The organism is Bordetella genomosp. 12 (assembly GCF_002261355.1).
Lineage (GTDB): Bacteria > Pseudomonadota > Gammaproteobacteria > Burkholderiales > Burkholderiaceae_B > Bordetella.
Map to the genome: position 1 here is coordinate 795,561 of NZ_NEVU01000001.1, position 15,821 is coordinate 811,381.

13 protein-coding genes and 1 tRNA gene are annotated in these 15,821 nt (G+C 56.2%); 10 read left to right on the forward strand and 4 right to left on the reverse strand.

Annotation, left to right across the window (positions count from 1 at the left end):
- Nucleotide 1 precedes the first annotated feature (1 nt).
- Nucleotides 2–574 (forward strand): FecR domain-containing protein, encoded by a 573-nt coding sequence (locus tag CAL22_RS03765; RefSeq protein WP_094810474.1) that lies wholly within the window; start codon nt 2–4, stop codon nt 572–574.
- Nucleotide 575: 1 nt separating this feature from the next.
- Here the strand turns inward: CAL22_RS03765 and CAL22_RS03770 are convergent, their stop codons facing one another.
- Nucleotides 576–1,034, reverse strand: a complete 459-nt coding sequence (locus tag CAL22_RS03770; RefSeq protein ID WP_094810476.1) for a YkgJ family cysteine cluster protein — start codon at nt 1,032–1,034, stop codon at nt 576–578.
- A gap of 134 nt (nt 1,035–1,168) precedes the next feature.
- Here CAL22_RS03770 and CAL22_RS03775 point away from each other — a divergent pair, with 134 nt between their 5' ends.
- The 9 genes from CAL22_RS03775 (at nt 1,169) to CAL22_RS03820 (ending at nt 12,711) form a co-directional block, all read left to right on the forward strand.
- The gene (locus tag CAL22_RS03775; protein ID WP_094810478.1) at nt 1,169–1,771 is read left to right on the forward strand and encodes a DNA-3-methyladenine glycosylase I; all 603 of its coding nucleotides are present in this window, start codon (nt 1,169–1,171) and stop codon (nt 1,769–1,771) included.
- Between the two features lie 126 nt (nt 1,772–1,897).
- Entirely contained in the window at nt 1,898–3,976 is a 2,079-nt protein-coding gene (locus CAL22_RS03780) for an AsmA family protein (RefSeq protein ID WP_094810480.1), read from the forward strand.
- Nucleotides 3,977–4,151: 175 nt separating this feature from the next.
- Nucleotides 4,152–4,227 (forward strand) — tRNA-Lys (locus CAL22_RS03785).
- Nucleotides 4,228–5,079: 852 nt separating this feature from the next.
- Nucleotides 5,080–6,813: a retron Ec67 family RNA-directed DNA polymerase/endonuclease gene (locus CAL22_RS03795; RefSeq protein WP_094810484.1), complete on the forward strand. Its 1,734-nt coding sequence runs from the start codon at nt 5,080–5,082 to the stop codon at nt 6,811–6,813.
- A gap of 91 nt (nt 6,814–6,904) precedes the next feature.
- Nucleotides 6,905–8,020 (forward strand): IS3 family transposase, encoded by a 1,116-nt coding sequence (locus CAL22_RS03800; RefSeq protein ID WP_094810486.1) that lies wholly within the window; start codon nt 6,905–6,907, stop codon nt 8,018–8,020.
- 62 nt (nt 8,021–8,082) lie between these two features.
- Complete coding sequence (locus CAL22_RS03805; protein ID WP_094810488.1) at nt 8,083–8,871, forward strand: hypothetical protein; 789 nt, start codon at nt 8,083–8,085, stop codon at nt 8,869–8,871.
- A 414-nt stretch (nt 8,872–9,285) separates the two neighbouring features.
- A complete protein-coding gene (locus CAL22_RS03810; RefSeq protein WP_094810490.1) occupies nt 9,286–10,506 on the forward strand; it encodes an AAA family ATPase in 1,221 nt (406 codons plus the stop codon).
- The gene (locus tag CAL22_RS03815; protein WP_094810492.1) at nt 10,503–11,141 is read left to right on the forward strand and encodes a DUF4276 family protein; all 639 of its coding nucleotides are present in this window, start codon (nt 10,503–10,505) and stop codon (nt 11,139–11,141) included. The genes CAL22_RS03810 and CAL22_RS03815 overlap by 4 nt, the downstream gene beginning before the upstream one ends.
- Nucleotides 11,142–11,823: 682 nt before the next feature.
- A complete protein-coding gene (locus tag CAL22_RS03820) occupies nt 11,824–12,711 on the forward strand; it encodes a YDG/SRA domain-containing protein (protein WP_094810494.1) in 888 nt (295 codons plus the stop codon).
- A gap of 407 nt (nt 12,712–13,118) precedes the next feature.
- Here the strand turns inward: CAL22_RS03820 and CAL22_RS03825 are convergent, their stop codons facing one another.
- The 3 genes from CAL22_RS03825 to hpaH all read right to left on the reverse strand — a co-directional run bounded on the left by CAL22_RS03825 (nt 13,119) and on the right by hpaH (nt 15,791).
- Nucleotides 13,119–14,099 carry a Bug family tripartite tricarboxylate transporter substrate binding protein gene (locus tag CAL22_RS03825; protein WP_094810495.1) on the reverse strand — a complete coding sequence of 327 codons (981 nt, stop codon included), beginning with the start codon at nt 14,097–14,099 and terminating at the stop codon, nt 13,119–13,121.
- 82 nt (nt 14,100–14,181) lie between these two features.
- Complete coding sequence (gene hpaI / locus CAL22_RS03830) at nt 14,182–14,979, reverse strand: 4-hydroxy-2-oxoheptanedioate aldolase (protein ID WP_094810497.1); 798 nt, start codon at nt 14,977–14,979, stop codon at nt 14,182–14,184.
- 5 nt (nt 14,980–14,984) lie between these two features.
- On the reverse strand, nt 14,985–15,791 hold the full coding sequence (hpaH, locus tag CAL22_RS03835) for a 2-oxo-hept-4-ene-1,7-dioate hydratase (protein WP_094810499.1): 807 nt from the start codon (nt 15,789–15,791) through the stop codon (nt 14,985–14,987).
- Between the last annotated feature and the right edge of the window lie 30 nt (nt 15,792–15,821).

The following is a 15,821-nucleotide window of genomic DNA, read 5'->3' on the forward strand; positions in this document are numbered from 1 at the left end:
CATGCCCGAGTCCCGCATCGACCCTCGTCCCTTCTGGCGCAAACATTTGCTGGCCATTGTCCTGGTGGTGATCACGTCGGGGCTGGCGCTGGCCTTCACGGCCAACTGGGTGCTGCGGGAGAGCAGCCCGGAATTCAGCGTGCAGGTCGATACGCCGCCGGGCCAGTCGCGCGCGATCACGCTGGCCGACGGCACGGAGATCATCGCCGGCGGCGATACCGAGTTGGGCGTGGCGGTCTATCCGCGCCGCCGGGATGTCACGCTGGCGCACGGGCAGGTCTATTTCCGCGTGGTTTACAAGTTCCGCACCAATCTGAACGTGCTTATGGGCGTCAATGAAGTGAATGTGCTGGCCTCGGCCATGGCCACGCCCGACACGATCTTCGATGTCAGCCTCGATGCCGAGCGTTTGATCGTGCGGGTCAAGCAGGGCGAGGTGAAAGTGCGCACGCAATCGGCCGGCCCGCGCGAATTCGTCGAGTTGTCGGCCGGCCAGGCCGTGGAAGTCGACCTGAAGAAAATGCGCCACGACGTGCGCACGATCGACCCCGCGAGCGTGGGCCAGGGCCGCTGAGCTAGGCGGCGCGCGGCTGATCGGACGGCGTCGAGGGCCCTTGGGGGTCGTTCTCGGCGTCAGGCCGCGCACCCAGCGGCGCCAGTCCCAGTTGCGCGCGCAGCCGCTGGCAATCCGGATTGGGGCTGCCATCGGCTTGCCACATTTCGAACTCCCGGCAGGGCGTGGAGCGGTTTTCGTAGATGGCGCAGTGGATGCCGGGCTGGCCCAGCTCCCCGCGCAGCGAGATGCAGCGGCCCGAGCCCTGCTCCGTGCCTTTCATACAGACGCGCGAGGGGCTGATCTGAGTGACGAGCGCTTCGGGCACCAGCCCGCCGTGCACATCCACCTCTCCAAAATAGAAAGACACGCGGAAGTGCGCGCAACAAGCGCCGCAGCTCAGACAGGGATTGGCGTCGGGGTGCCCGGCCAGATCGGCCAGGGAAACTATCGTGGTGGGGTCGTGGGTGAGTCGCGTCATGGCGAGATCCGTGCAGGTCGGCCGGGCGCCGCTGGCTCGCCGACGCGCAATATTAGCAGGGCGCGGCACGCCGGATTGCCGGCTTTGGCCATCCCCGTCAGAATGAGCGGTCCGCCATCCTGATCAACGCCAACATGCCCGCTCGCCACGACTTTCCCGACGGCAAAACCCGCTGCAGCTGGGTCGACCACTCCGCCATTTATTGCGCCTACCATGACCAGGAATGGGGGCGGCCCAGCGCCGACGACCGCCATCTGTTCGAACAGATCTGCCTGGAGGGCATGCAATCGGGGTTGAGCTGGCGCACCATTCTGAATAAGCGCGAGGGCTACCGGCAGGCCTTCGCCGGTTTCGATATCGACAAAATCGTGCATTTCGGCCCGCAGGATGTCGAGCGGCTGGTGCAGGACGCGGGCATTGTCCGGCATCGGGGCAAGATCGAGGCCATCATCAACAACGCGGCGCGGGCGCGGGAAATGCGCGAGCGTGAAGGCTCGCTCGCGGCGTTCTTCTGGCGTTTCGAGGGGCCGGACAGGCCCCTGACCGATGGCGCGCCGACCCCGGAGGCCATCGCCTTGTCCAAGGCCCTGAAAAAGCTCGGCTGGTCTTTCGTCGGGCCGACGACGGTCTACGCCTTCATGCAATCCATCGGCATGGTCAATGATCATCACGCCGATTGCTATGCGCAGAGTCAATGCGCGCAAGCGCGCCGACAGTTCCAACGCCCGGCTGCGTGACGACTGTTTGCGCTTTGTATCTTGACGCTGCATCGGGGTTTATCCCGCGCGTCGACTGAGATACCCTGAACGGGAGGCTGCCGGGGGCGAGGTGCTTCCGGCGGCGCGATCCAAGGCGCATACACAATGACAACCCGGCGCAAGATCCTCGTCGCTATCCTCGTGGTACTGCTGGCTTTGCCGGTGGTGGCCGTGGTCGTGATCAGCAATCTGGACTGGAACCGCTTCAAGCCGACCATCAATGAAAAGGTGTCGGCGGCCATCGGCAGGCCGTTCGCCATCGAAGGCGACCTGAGCGTCCAATGGGCGCGCCAGGCGGAAGAAACCGGGTGGCGGTCGTGGCTGCCGTGGCCGCGCATTTCGGCCTCCGACATCACCATTGCCAATGCGCCCTGGGGCCAGGCCCCCGCGCTGGCCACGCTGGAGCGGGCGAGCTTCACGCTGTCGCCCTTGCCTTTGCTGGCCCGCCGCGTCGTCATCCGCCAGGTGCAACTGACGCATCCCAGCGCCAACCTGGAGCGCCAGGCCGACGGCCAGGCCAATTGGGTCTTTGTCATGCCGGATACCGGCAAGCCGTCGCCCTGGACCATCGACCTCAACGAAATCGGCTTCGACCAGGGCCGGGTGAGCTATCAGGACGCGCTGCTCAAGGCCGACCTCGAACTGTTGGTCGACCCGCTGGGCAAGCCGGTGCCCTTTGCCGAACTGGCTGGCAATGCGCTGGCCAAAAAAGACGCCCCGGCCGCCGAACCCGCCACCCAAGCTCAACCGGCCGATTACGTCTTTGGCTGGAAGGTCAAGGGCAAGTACAAAGATCTGCCCGTGCAGGGCGAGGGCAAGGTGGGCGGCATGCTGGCGTTGCGCGATGCCTCGCAACCATTTCCGTTGCAGGCCGAGGTCAGCACCGGTTCGACCAAGGCCTCCGTCGTCGGGACGCTGACCGATCCGCTGCAACTGGGCGCACTGGATTTGCGCCTGAAGTTGTCAGGCGCATCCATGGCCAATCTGCATACCCTGACGGGTGTCACCCTGCCCGATACCCCGCCTTATTCCACGGACGGCCACCTTGAAGCCCGGCTGCACGAAGCCGGCGGCCCGGTGTTTCATTACCGGGACTTCAACGGCAAGGTGGGCAACAGCGACCTGCACGGCGACATCAGCTTCGCCATGCAGCCCCCGCGGCCCAAACTCACCGGCAAGCTCTCCTCCAACCAATTGCGCATGGCCGACCTGGGCCCACTGGTGGGCGTGCAATCCGGGGCGGGCACCACCGCCAAAAGCATCAAGGCCGAGGGCGAAAAAACCCAGGCCCAGCCAGCCGACAAAGTCCTGCCGGTGCAAGAGTTCCGCACCGACCGCTGGCGTGACATGGACGCCGACATCAAGCTGGCCGCCGCGCGCATCATCCATGGCGAGACCTTGCCGCTGAGCAACCTGGACGTCGGCGTCGTCCTGCAGGACGGCCAACTGACCCTCGACCCGCTGCGCTTTAACATGGCGGGTGGGCGCCTGAACGGCAAACTCAACCTCGACGGCTCCACCTCGCCCATGGCGGGCCGCATCAACATGGCGGCGCGTGGCCTGCAGCTCAAGCAACTGTTTCCCAAGATGCAGTCCATGGAGCGCACCCTGGGCGAACTCAATGGCGACGCCACCCTCTCCGGCAGCGGCAACTCCGTCGCCGCCTTGCTCGGCTCGGCCAACGGCAACACGCAACTGCTGATCAATGAAGGCGTCATCAGCCGCGCCCTCATGGAACTTGCGGGCCTGAACGTCGGCAACTACGTAGTCAGCAAACTGTTTGGCGACGACGAAGTCAAGATCAACTGCGGCGCGGCCGACCTGCAGATGAAGGCTGGCGTCATGGACACGCGCCTGTTCGTCTTCGACACCGAAAACGCCATCATCTCCATCGACGGCAGCATCAACTTCCGCACCGAAGCCATGGACCTCGACATCTCGCCGGAGAGCAAGGGCTTTCGCCTGTTCTCGCTGCGCTCGCCCCTTTATGTGCGCGGCACCTTCAAGCATCCGGACACCGGCGTCCACGTCCTGCCCCTGGCCGCGCGCGGCGCCGGCGCCGTGGCCCTGGGCGTACTCCTGACCCCCGCCGCCGGCCTGCTGGCCCTGATCGTGCCCAGCTCCCCCCAGGAGAACCAATGCAGCGAACTCTTCCAACGTCTGAAACAGCCCGCCAAGAAGTAAGGCCGGCAGGGCCCCGCGCAACCTTTTTGGGCTTGAGTTGGACAAGCCCAAAAAACTATGTATAATTCGGCCTCTCGCAATTGCAGCGGTTCTGCAGCGAAATAAGGCCAGCGTCTCAAAACCTTCGGGTCATGAATTGCTGGCACATTTCCTCGGTGATAACACTGCATGCGCCGGGCTGTTAGCTCAGTTGGTAGAGCAGCGGACTCTTAATCCGTAGGTCGAGTGTTCGAGCCACTCACAGCCCACCAGAATTCTCTAGTAGTATCAAGCGCTTAGCCCACCGGAAACGGTGGGCTTTTTGCTTTCAGGGAATTTTGACCGCACTTCTAACGCACTCCGGTGTTTTTGCGGACTCTGGCAGCGACCTTCGAGCGCTGTTACAGAAAAAATTTCTGCCTCCATTTGCTGGTAGTTTTCGGCGAAACGGGGCCCCGCGAAGCAAGGGCCCTCCCGCGTTGGCGCTTATACCTCAATCCTCAAATTGTGAGATAAGCAGCGTGGCTAACATTCAGAAGCGCGGTGAATACCAAGACATCCTTTACAGGCGTTACGACTTCTGCTTGGCCTAGTGCATATGTCACTTGCGCCTCGGTGTAACGAGACTCCTTCATCGCGTCTTGCTCATTCTTCAAAAGAGCCTGAGGCGACCTTACTCTAGTTTTGACTTACCCACGTTTTTTGGGAGAACGTCAGAACGACCAAACGGTTCCCTTTAAGTGCCTGCGCTCTCGCACACTTCCGGCCATGCAGAGCATGGACGACAAGCAGGCATTCGCCGCCCGCCTCAGGCTGGCGCTGAAGCGCAGTCCGAAGCTCATAGAGTCTGCGACTCGGTTGGCTGTGCAGTTCAGTCTGCGGCACCCAGATGCCGCGATGGCGATATATGGAATCGATAGCGCAACCTTATATGTTGTAACTAGACACATAATATGATAGTCTGTAGTCGGCCTACAGGCAGATTTTTTGCCATCGTTTCGTGGCATGTGACAGTAATGGCAGGTGCATTGCTCCTGTCGGTCCCATTAAGCCTCATGAGTCCATCATGTGGTGTCTGCGCATAGCGCATAGGAGTGCCTGTAGGCCACCCTCACGGATCAAAGATGACGCAGTTACAGAAGCTGAAGGAAGCTAAAAACCTTCATGATGTGGCGACGCTGCTAAATTTCAAACCAAATAAGTTGTCCTACTTGCTGTACATAGCAGAGGATGAGGAAAAGTATAAAACGTTTGAAATAGCTAAAAGAAGTGGTGGCACACGCTCGATTGCTGCCCCCGACCCCAGACTAAAACAGCTTCAGCGCAACCTGTCTGTCTTGTTGCTCAACTGTCTGGATGAGTTGCGAGAAAAAAAGCTATATAAAGACGATATGGCGCATGGTTTCCTAAGGAAAAAAGGAATCGTAACTAACGCGGTGACGCACCGTGCCAAGCGCTTTGTGTTCAACATTGATATATCTGATTTTTTCGGTTCGATAAACTTTGGTCGGCTAAGAGGGTTTTTAATTAAGGACGATCGGTTCGAGTTGAATCCGAATGTGGCGACTATCCTGGCGCAGATTGCCTGCAGAAACCACACCCTGCCGCAGGGTAGTCCATGCTCCCCAGTAATATCTAATCTCATAGGCCACATTCTAGACGTGCGGCTTGCTGGGTTAGCTGCGAAAAATGGATGTCGCTATTCCCGCTATGCGGATGATATTACTTTTTCCACCAACAAAAAAGAATTTCCACAAGCCATTGCTATGCGAGAGCCAGACTCTCATGCTTGGGTTGTTGGGGCCGAGCTTGAGGTTGTCCTTAGTGCAAATAATTATTCATTAAATACTAAGAAAACTCGAATGCAATACTGCGATTCGCGTCAAACTGTCACGGGGTTGGTCGTTAATCGGAAAGTTAACGTGCGTAGCGAGTATCGTCGTAGAGTCCGTGCGATGGTGCATCGACTATTTACGACCGGCCAGTTTGCAGTTCCGAGTACTAAAGTGGCCGCGACAGCAGCAGGCGCTGTGTCAAGTGAGGAGCCGGGCTCGCTCCCCCAATTGCATGGCATGTTGGGTTTTATAGATGGAGTGGATCAATACAACATCCGAAAGCACGGGTTAAGGCTCGAAGAGCTTTCCGAGAAAGAAAAAACTTACAGGAAATTTTTGCTGTATAAGGACTTTTTTCTAGCCGAGAGACCGGTAGTGCTTTGCGAGGGTAAGACAGATATTATTTATCTGAAGAATGCTGTGCGGCAACTGGCTGCTAAGTACCCTAAGCTGGGTGAGCAGACCGGCGAGAATAAATTTCAACACAACGTACGTTTTTATAAGTTTGCAGACTCTAGTACAGGAAGAATTCTTGGGCTAAGCGGTGGGGGCGGAGATTTTCAAAAATTTGCTCATGCCTATTTGTCTGAGGTTGGACAGTTTCCCACGCACCCTATTGCCGGATTAAAACATCCGGTAATTATTATGATGGATAATGATTCGGGGGCTAATGCGGTCTGTAGCTATGCACTAAAGAGGACAAAAATTTCTGTCGATAGGGGTGGTGATTTTTTTCGCTTGGGCGAGAATCTCTACTTGGTCTTGACGCCGTTTTTGCATGGCGAAAAACCATCGACAATTGAGGATTTTTTTGACGATGCAGTGAAATTGCGAACGGTCGAAGGCAAGGCATTTGACCCGGGCGATGAGCACGACACAGGTACTCATTATGGTAAGGCAATCTTTGCTAAAGAAGTCGTTGAGAAATATGCCGACGAGATAGACTTCAATGCTTTTAGGGGAATTCTATCGAGGATAGAGGGTGTGATGAGCGACTACTATGCATCGCGGTTGGCATTGTAGATTTTCAATTGTTAAGTGCAATCCGTAAGCTCCCCCTTCAGGTAGACACCAATCGGTAGAATTTTGGAGCCTCCCTGAGTCGGAGATTCCCTTGAAGAAAAGCAAATTTACCGAGAGCCAGATCGTTGCTGTGCTGGAGAAAGGCGAAGCCGGCATGCCGGTCGCCGAGTTGTGCCGTAAGCATGGCATCCGCAACGCCACGTATGACCTTTGGAAGAGCAAGTTCTCCGGCGTGCAAGTTTCCGAGTTGCAACGGCTACGCGAGCTGGAAACTGAAAACGCCAAGCTCAAACGCATGTTTTCCGACTTGGCACAGGAATGCTGCGATCAAGGATGTCTTGAATCGAAAATCTTGACGCCGTCGGCCAGGCGCGAAGTGATGGAACAGCCGGTACAAGCCAAGCTCTCAATCACGCGCGCCTGTCAGATTGCCGGCCTATCGCGGGCGGCGTACTTCAAGAAACCAATGCCGGCATCTGAGCGGGATGCCCAAGTTATTTATGCTCTCAATGCTATTGAGACTCGGCATGGGCGCTGGGGATTCTGGAAGTGTTTTACCCGGCTGCAGCTCGGCGGCCGTGGCTGGAACAAAAAGCGCGTTCATCGGGTGTACTGCGACATGGGTGTGAATTCGCCTCGACGCTGCAAAAAACGGCTAACCGACCGGCTGCGACAGCCACTGGATCTGGCCACAGAGCCTAATCGTTGTTGGGCGCTCGACTTCATGCACGACGCTCTTTACTGCGGCCGACGGTTTCGAACTCTGAACGTGATCGAGGAGGCGAACCGGGAGTGCTTGGCCATCGAGGTAGGCGTGCCCATCCCTTTGGCACGCCTGATTCGAGTCTTGGGCCGATTGATCGCCTGCTATGGGTCGCCTACCGCAATACGCCTGGATAATGGTCCGGAGATGATCTCAGAAGCCTTTACCGAATGGGCTGGCGCAAAGGGCATAGCGATCCGCTGTATCCAGCCTGGCAAGCCAAATCAGAATGCCTTCATCGAGCGCTTTAATCGAACGTATCGAACCGAGGTGCTCGACGCGCACCTGTTCGCCAATCTTGAGCAGGTCCAAGCGATTACCGATCAATGGCTGGTCGATTACAACCAGTACCGCCCACACGAATCGCGGGGTGGCCTCCCGGTGGTGCAATTCATGCCTCGGTTAACCCTCGCTCCGATCGTCTATCAGACGGTGTCTACTTGACAGGGGCTTACGCTATTATCTGAGGTTAGTGCGATGATCAGCGATGGGATAAAGGAGCCCCGGTGAGCGATACGTCAGCCCAACCCCAGCATAAGTCAGCCCAACACCAGCATAAACAAGAGGCGGTACAACGGCCTGACGTAGGTGTCCAGAACCAGTTCAGCATCAAAAGGCCGAACCGGGTCTATAGCTACGACTCCAGGCTGGACCCGGCGCTGTCGTGGGATGGGAATCGTGAGCGCGAGCTTGGCGAGTGGCTGATTGGCGTGGTTGTCCGCTGTGCGGAGGAAGGCGAAGCGGCGGTTTTTCAGTCGCCGCAAGTCTGGAAAGGAGGTGGGGTTCAAGTGCAGTCTTTCCAGGCTGCAGCACATTTGTTGCAGACCCTCTCTCAACCCTTCCTGACCTGGGCTGGCACAACTGAACGGCATCAACTCGGCGAGCCAACCATCCCGCTGTTCGTGCATGAACGGCATTCGACCAAAGCCATCCTACACGGCATCAAGAACCGCAGGGCTAAAAGTACCATCCTTGACCTGTGTGGCGACTCGCAACTGGACATGACCTACCGACTTGATGCCTATGAGCACAAGGGGCAGTGGCAGAACCGCATGATTCTGGGCGATAGCCTGCAGGTCATGAATTCTATGCAGCAGTTTGAAACTTTGGACGGCCAGATGCAGATGGTCTATATAGATCCTGCATACGGGGTGAGGTTCGGCTCGAATTTTCAGCCGTTCGTACGGAAGCGCGATGTAAAGGACGGCGCGGATAACGAGATGACCCGCGAGCCGGAAATGGTCAAAACCTATTGTGACACTTGGGAGCTACGACAAAATCCATCACTTCCGTGAAATAATAGACGAGGTATTTGACGCTAAAAAATTTATATCCCTGGCCACCTTTCAACCGACATCGGGATTTGCAACTTGTGCCATCGCTACGCTCGTTAATTATTTGCTTTGGTATGCAAAGGATGCGGAGAGGCTGAAGAGGGAAAAATTATTTGAAAAACAGCCTATCTTGCTGGGTGCTGGGCACTGACGATGACCCCTCGGTTTTTTCTATGCCTCGCAGGTGTTTTGCCCTAAAACCAGCACCTGGGACAATCTGAAAAACTCTCTCAGGGCTGATTGCGATGAGTCGGTGTGGTCGCACTTGGCAGGCACCACGAGCGAGCCGTTTGTCTTTGGGGCGCGTCATCGCATCGCGGTCAAGGTGATTGATGAACGTGGCAACGAGTTGATGCGTATTGTGGAGATAGCGTAATGCCCATCCTTGAAGGGATTCAAATCCAAAATTTCCGGGCCTTGCAGAACGTCACTTTGGGTAAGACATTCGACAATGACAAAGAAGTCTTGCCGCGCCTTATGGCGGTAATCGGTCCAAATGGCTCTGGAAAATCCAGCCTGATGGATGCGTTGGGATTTGTTGGTGACTGTCTACAGGAAGGGGTGCAGGCGGCTTGCGATAAGCCGCATCGCGGCGGGTTCGAACGCTTGCGCACGCAAGGTGTGACTGAGCCAATAAAGATTGAGATTCGATATCGACAAAATTCGGACGCGCGACCGATTAGCTATTCGCTGCACATTAATTGCGATAAGCATGGTCGTGCACAGGTGGTCTATGAGCGTCTCCGTCAAAGGCGCAAGGGTCAGAGTTCAGGGTGGCCCCATTCCTTTCTGCAAATTGAAAATGGCATTGGTACCGTGTGGGCCGGGGAAGCCACAACGGAACAGGAAGGTACGCGCCATGACGATGTGAAGATGAGTGACCGTCAGGTTCTCGGTATCGCAACGCTTGGTACTTTGGCTGACCACCCTCGAATTTCCTCGTTCCGGGCTTTTTTGTCGGGATGGTACTTGTCGTACTTTGTCCCACAACTTGCTCGAACTCAGCCGATTTCTGGTGCAGAACCGCATCTGGACAGTACCGGAGAAAATTTGGCCAAGTATCTACAGTATATCGCCCGCGAAAACCCTGAAAATTTCCGATTGATGCTGAATCGTGTCGCTAAGAAAATTCCGGGTATTACTGAAATTTCATCAGTGGAAGCGCCCGACAAGAGGCTTTTACTAGCATTTCGCTCCAAAGGATATGCAGAGCCATTTTATCAGCAGGATATGTCTGACGGTACGCTAAAGATGCTCGCGTATCTGCTGATGATGGAAGACCCCGACCCTGCGCCATTGATTGGTATTGAAGAGCCCGAGAACGGCCTGCATCACCAGCTCTTGGCCGACCTTGCCACTGAATTCAAGGACTTCGCAAGAAAATCAAAGGGGCCACAGGTTCTGATTACTACGCATGCGCCGAATTTCGTCGATGCCCTATCGCCAGAAGAGGTCTGGATTCTGGACAAGGGAGAAGATGGATACAGTCGATTGACTCGCGCGGCAGACATTCCGGGAGTTCGTGCCATGTTCGAGGAGGGCATCCCGATGGGCAGCCTGTGGTTCAGCAATCATTTTGGCATCGGTAACCCATGAGCTACTTCGAAGTGTTGGTCGAGGGCGGCTCTGACGTGCCGACCCTTCGGGAGATTCTGACTCGCAAATTTAACCTGGAAGAAGACACGCACTTTCGGATTCATCCACACAAAGGGCGTGGAAAGTTGCCGGGAAATGTGTTGGCACAACCAGACCCGAAGCATCAAGCATTGTTGGAGCAGCTTCCTGCAAAACTGCGCGGATTTGGTCGGTATCTAGGTGATGACTCTTGCGTACTTGTTGTCCTGGACGCGGATGACACTCCCCGCGATGAGCTATTGGCCAGCCTACAAGCAATGCTGGAGCAGCTACCAACGCGGCCTCGACGGGTGCTATTTCGTCTCGCCATAGAGGAAACCGAAAGTTGGTTCATTGCGGACGAAACTGCGATTCTTGCTGCGTTTCCGAAGGCCAAAGTGCAGAGGCTCCGCAATATCGAGCCAGACGCGATAGTTGGCGCATGGGAGACTTTGGCCGATGCTTTGGGGGTCAACAAGCATTTGGTGACTGGCGCGGACAAGTATGCTTGGGCGGAGGCTATTGCACCGCACCTCGACCTTGATAACCCTCGCTCACCCAGCCTCAGAGAGTTGGTTGATGGCGTTCGCCATGAAGTAGCGTTGGATGCAGTATGAGTCAAATCAAAGCTGTCGAAGCGCCCATCATCAGTTCGCTCATTCGATGAGCCGAAGTTTCACCGGCGCACGGAAGATGCGACGCGACCACAAAAGCGCGAAGGCCGTCGCCCTGCCAGCGACTTCTTTCGCGTGCCGGAACACGCCGGTCGCGGAAAGAAGGCAAAGAAGCAGACCGTACTGTTCGACCAGGATACGAAGGACATGTAATGACTCAGCGAACGTGGCTCAGGTGATGCGGCCAAAGCGAAGAATGGCCCGGGTATTCGCGTTGTATGCGTGGTAGTGGGGTGCTTTGGGAGCGTAGAGTGCCGTGGTTGATTCGGGAGCGGTACGGTATTGCAGATGGTGCGAGCGTTGAGGATTTAATTTCTGCGACTGCTATCAGTGCAGTTGAGGCTTCTGAGAAAAACAAAAAATAATTTGAGCTACATAAAATATAAATTTGCTTGGTACTGTGCAATATCATAATATCTAGTTGGTTAGATGGGGGCGCTCTGTCATGTAATCTGGGAAACCTGTTCGAATTTTCTTGCCTGATGCTACGGTCTCAGGTATTCGTCACGTGGAAATGGTAAATGGAACGGAGCGGATGCTGGCCTGTCCACGTAATCGATTGGATGACTTAAAGAGTCGGCCAGAAACTGCTAAGCGTACGGCCATGGCATCGGTGTGCTAAAAAATGAAATCTAAGCAAATCTTCGGGCATGTTCCAGGCGTTTCGGTTGGAACGACTTTCGATTCTTATAAACAAATGAATCTGATTGGGGTCCACCGTTCGGCAATGGGAGGAATCTCTGGACCAGGATCTGTTGGTGCCGATTCTATTGTTATCTCGGGAGGCTACGAAGATGATGAGGATATGGGGGACGTTATTGTTTATACCGGTCAGGGAGGGCGAGATGATTCGGGTAAACATGTCAAAGACCAAGAGCTAACTCGAGGTAACTTGGCGTTAGCTGTGAGTGAAAAAGAAGGTCTGCCACTCCGTGTGATCAGGGGAAAAGACCCTAAGAGCAAATTCTCTCCCAAACATGGTTACCGATACGATGGCTTATTTACAGTCGCAAGTCATTGGCATGAAATCGGAAAAAGCGGATTTAGAGTGTGGCGGTTTCGGCTTGAAAAGATTGATGGTGTATTCGATGTTTCGACCAAGACTGAGGCTGACGTATCTTTGGGCGCAGGTAATCCAAAGCCAGAGCGTAAGTTGGTCATCGCGCAAAGGGTAGTGCGTGATACGACGTGCTCTAAGGAAATCAAGCGACACTATGATTATCACTGTCAGGTATGCAATGTGAGGCTTATGACGGCGTCTGGGCCCTATGCAGAGGCTGCCCATATTAGACCGTTAGGAAACCCCCACAATGGTCCAGATACCCCAGAAAACATCATTACCTTGTGTCCAAATCATCATGTGATGTTCGATCTAGGTGCTTTCTCGATAGAAGAGGATATGACGTTGGTTGGTGCTGACGGTGTTCTTACAGTGAAAAAAGGGCACGAAATCAGTAAAGAGTACTTGAAGTATCATCGCGACCATTATTTTGATCGGATTAAATACGACTGATTGGATTGGTATTTTTATTGTCGTGTCGAGGACGAGTCTTAGGGGCAGTGCGACCATAACCCTGTTTTCAGTGCCGATTTGGATTGGAGAAATTACAGTAGTCCTGCCGGGAAATTCGATGGGTCATACATTTTCGTGTAGGGATTTTCGCCAGTTTTATCGGATGCGAGGGAGACCGCGGTTCGGCCTACGGGCAGCTCTGCTCGGGCTACCGAAAGCTTGGGGCGTATAGCTGGCGCTCGTGCTGGATTCGCGATCTTTGATTCACGGCATCTGGCGAGTTTCCCCCTTGCGACACATTTAGAGGAGACGCTCAAGTTCTCTTGAGCATCCCCCCAGAAGACGGGGCCCGAGGAGCGATCTGGCAGTTCGTTTCCGACGGACGTCGCCCGGTCTCGCAGCGGCGTTTAGTCGATAACAGCACCCGATGCCCGCACCAGCTTGCCCAGGCGCTCATATTCCTCATTCGAAAAGGTGCGCAGGCCTTCGCGGGTGGTCGGTGCAGGTTGAGCGCCCCGTTCTTCCAGTTGTGCGCGAACCGTCGGGTCAGCCAAGACTTTTCTTACTGTCGCGTTCATCTTGTCCAGTACCGCTGACGGAGTGCCCTTAGGTGCATAGAGGGCGTCCCAAGCAAAGAACGAGTACCCTGGAACGCCTGCCTCCGCCACCGTCGGGATATCAGGATTGGAGGCTAACCGTTCATCGGTCGTCACGGCCAATGCACGCAGACGTTTCGCCTTAATCTGTGGCGCCACATTGGGCATGACATCGATGAGGAGCGAGAGTCGCCCTCCCATGAGATCTGTCATGGCGGCAGCCCCCCCCTTGTAGGGGATGTGGACGATATTAACCCCCGTCATTTGTTTTAGCAGCTCACAGGCCAGATGGGACGTGGTCCCATTGCCTGCGGAGCCACAGGTCAAGACACCGGGCTTGGCTCTTGCGGCAGCCAAGAGATCAGTCAGATTCTGGTACGGTTCGTCGGGGTTGACGACAACGGCGGCAGCAATTGTTGTTAGTCTCGAAATGGGTTCGAAATCGGTGCGCGAGAAACCGGTGTTCTTATAGAGCCAGTGATTGATAGCTTGTGTGCCGTTGGTCGCGTAGGCCAAGGTGTAGCCATTAGGTTCGGCACGCGAGGCCGTGGCGCTACCAATGTTGCCCCCCGCTCCAGGTCGGTTTTCTATCACGATCGTCTGGCCCAGTTCTTGCATGATGGGCCCGGCCATTAGCCGTGCGAGAGTGTCAGCACCTCCGCCTGCGGGGAAGGGCACGATCATGTTAATGGAGCGACTGGGCCAGGTTTCCGCGCTGCTGGGCGAGGCGAAGACCATACAGCTTACGATACTGGCCGCCCATAAGGCAGCGCGGGATTTGGTGCGTTTCATGCTTTAGTCTCCTCGATTTCGGGTATTGGCCTTATCCCGGCCTTAGTGTTTATGAGCGGCCGATGAGTTTCAGCCTTTGGGGTTAGTAGATGCCTGCGGTGCCGCTTGAGGCTGAGCGCCCGTGGCGTGCAGCGAGATCTGTCGCCGCTCGTGCTAGTAGCGTGGCGTCCACACCGACCGCAGTGAAAGCGCAGCCGCATTGGATGTAGCGTTCTGCGAGTTGATGATCGCTTGTCAGGATTCCTGCTGCCTTGCCTCCTTTGCGAATACTGGCAATGGCGCTCTCTATGGTCTCCTGGATCACGGGGTGATTTGGCTGACCAAGATAGCCGTAGTCTGCCGCCAGATCTGCCGGCCCGATAAATACTCCGTCCACGCCGTCCACGTCGCAGATCTCGTCCAGTGCCTCAATGCCGCGGCGTGTTTCGACCTGCACCAACGTACAAATAGTCGCTTCGACTTCGGCCAAATACCTGGGTAACCGATTCCAACGAGATGCCCGGGCCAGGGCGCTGCCTACGCCTCGTACTCCCATAGGTGGATAACGCATGGCCGCTACGGCAGCTGCCGCCTCTTGGGCACTCTGAATCATGGGGACGAGTAAGGTACGAGCCCCCAAATCAAGCAGGCGCTTGATCTCCACCGGGTCATTCCAGGCGGGTCGTACCACCGGCTCTAGTGGGTATGCCGCGAGGACTTGCAGCTGTGTCAGGATGCTGTCCAAGGTGTTGGGAGCATGTTCGCCATCGATGAGCAGCCAGTCGAAACCGGCGCCTGCGACCACTTCGGCAGCGTAGCTATTGGCCAGGCCCAGCCACAGGCCAATCTGCGACTCGCCACGCAATAGCGCAGCCTTAAAGGTGTTGTCGGGGGTGCGCATGGGAGTTACTCGAAGCGGCAGCTGACGGTGCCCAAAGGACCGTAGTCGACATAGAAAACGTCTCCCCGCTCGGCATAGACTGGGCGCGTGAACGAGCCGCTGAGAATAATCTGGCCGCTTTCCAAAGCGACGTCGTGGTCGGACAGCCGGTTGGCCAGCCAAACGACGCCATTGGCGGGGTGATTCAAGACGCCCGCGGCGAGCCCCGTCTCTTCGATTACCGCATTTCGCGAGAGGATCGCACCCACCCAGCGCAGATCAATGTCATTCACTTTAACGGGCCGCCCGCCCAACACCACGCCGGCGTTGGCCGCGTTATCGGCAATCGTATCGAAGACTTTGCGAGGGCGGCGTGACTCGGGGTCGATCTGGTGGGAGCGCGCGTCGATGATCTCTAGCGCTGGGATGACATAGCGAACGGCATCCAGAACGTCGAATAACGTGACGTCAGGGCCACGCAGCGGTCTGTCGAGGATGAAGGCCAACTCTACCTCCAGCCGGGGGACGATGAAGCGATCGCGGGGGATTGCCGCTGCCTCTGTGAATATCATGTCATCGAGCAGGGCACCGAAGTCCGGTTCGTCGATCTGTGAGGACAGTTGCATGGCGCGCGATGTGAGCCCGATCTTGTGGCCGACTAGACGGCGCCCCTCGGCTTGTTTGATTTCAAGCCAACGGCGCTGGATAGCGTATCCGTCGGCGATGTCCATATCAGGATGATCCAGCGAGATCTGGCGGATCTGCGTACGAGTGCGTTCAGCCTCGTGCAGGCGGTGCGCGATCGCGTCAACGGTAAGGGCGTTCAAGGCCATGGTTGCTCTCGATGAAAAGGGGAAGAAAGA

What these genes read in the sequence shown, in the direction of transcription:
- CAL22_RS03820 (WP_094810494.1), top strand. Translation starts at nt 11,824, where the DNA reads ATGAAATCTAAGCAAATCTTCGGGCATGTTCCAGGCGTTTCGGTTGGA.
- hpaI (WP_094810497.1), bottom strand. Translation starts at nt 14,979, where the DNA reads ATGCGCACCCCCGACAACACCTTTAAGGCTGCGCTATTGCGTGGCGAG.
- CAL22_RS03780 (WP_094810480.1), top strand. Translation starts at nt 1,898, where the DNA reads ATGACAACCCGGCGCAAGATCCTCGTCGCTATCCTCGTGGTACTGCTG.
- CAL22_RS03810 (WP_094810490.1), top strand. Translation starts at nt 9,286, where the DNA reads ATGCCCATCCTTGAAGGGATTCAAATCCAAAATTTCCGGGCCTTGCAG.
- CAL22_RS03825 (WP_094810495.1), bottom strand. Translation starts at nt 14,099, where the DNA reads ATGAAACGCACCAAATCCCGCGCTGCCTTATGGGCGGCCAGTATCGTA.
- hpaH (WP_094810499.1), bottom strand. Translation starts at nt 15,791, where the DNA reads ATGGCCTTGAACGCCCTTACCGTTGACGCGATCGCGCACCGCCTGCAC.
- CAL22_RS03775 (WP_094810478.1), top strand. Translation starts at nt 1,169, where the DNA reads ATGCCCGCTCGCCACGACTTTCCCGACGGCAAAACCCGCTGCAGCTGG.
- CAL22_RS03795 (WP_094810484.1), top strand. Translation starts at nt 5,080, where the DNA reads ATGACGCAGTTACAGAAGCTGAAGGAAGCTAAAAACCTTCATGATGTG.
- CAL22_RS03770 (WP_094810476.1), bottom strand. Translation starts at nt 1,034, where the DNA reads ATGACGCGACTCACCCACGACCCCACCACGATAGTTTCCCTGGCCGAT.
- CAL22_RS03815 (WP_094810492.1), top strand. Translation starts at nt 10,503, where the DNA reads ATGAGCTACTTCGAAGTGTTGGTCGAGGGCGGCTCTGACGTGCCGACC.
- CAL22_RS03765 (WP_094810474.1), top strand. Translation starts at nt 2, where the DNA reads ATGCCCGAGTCCCGCATCGACCCTCGTCCCTTCTGGCGCAAACATTTG.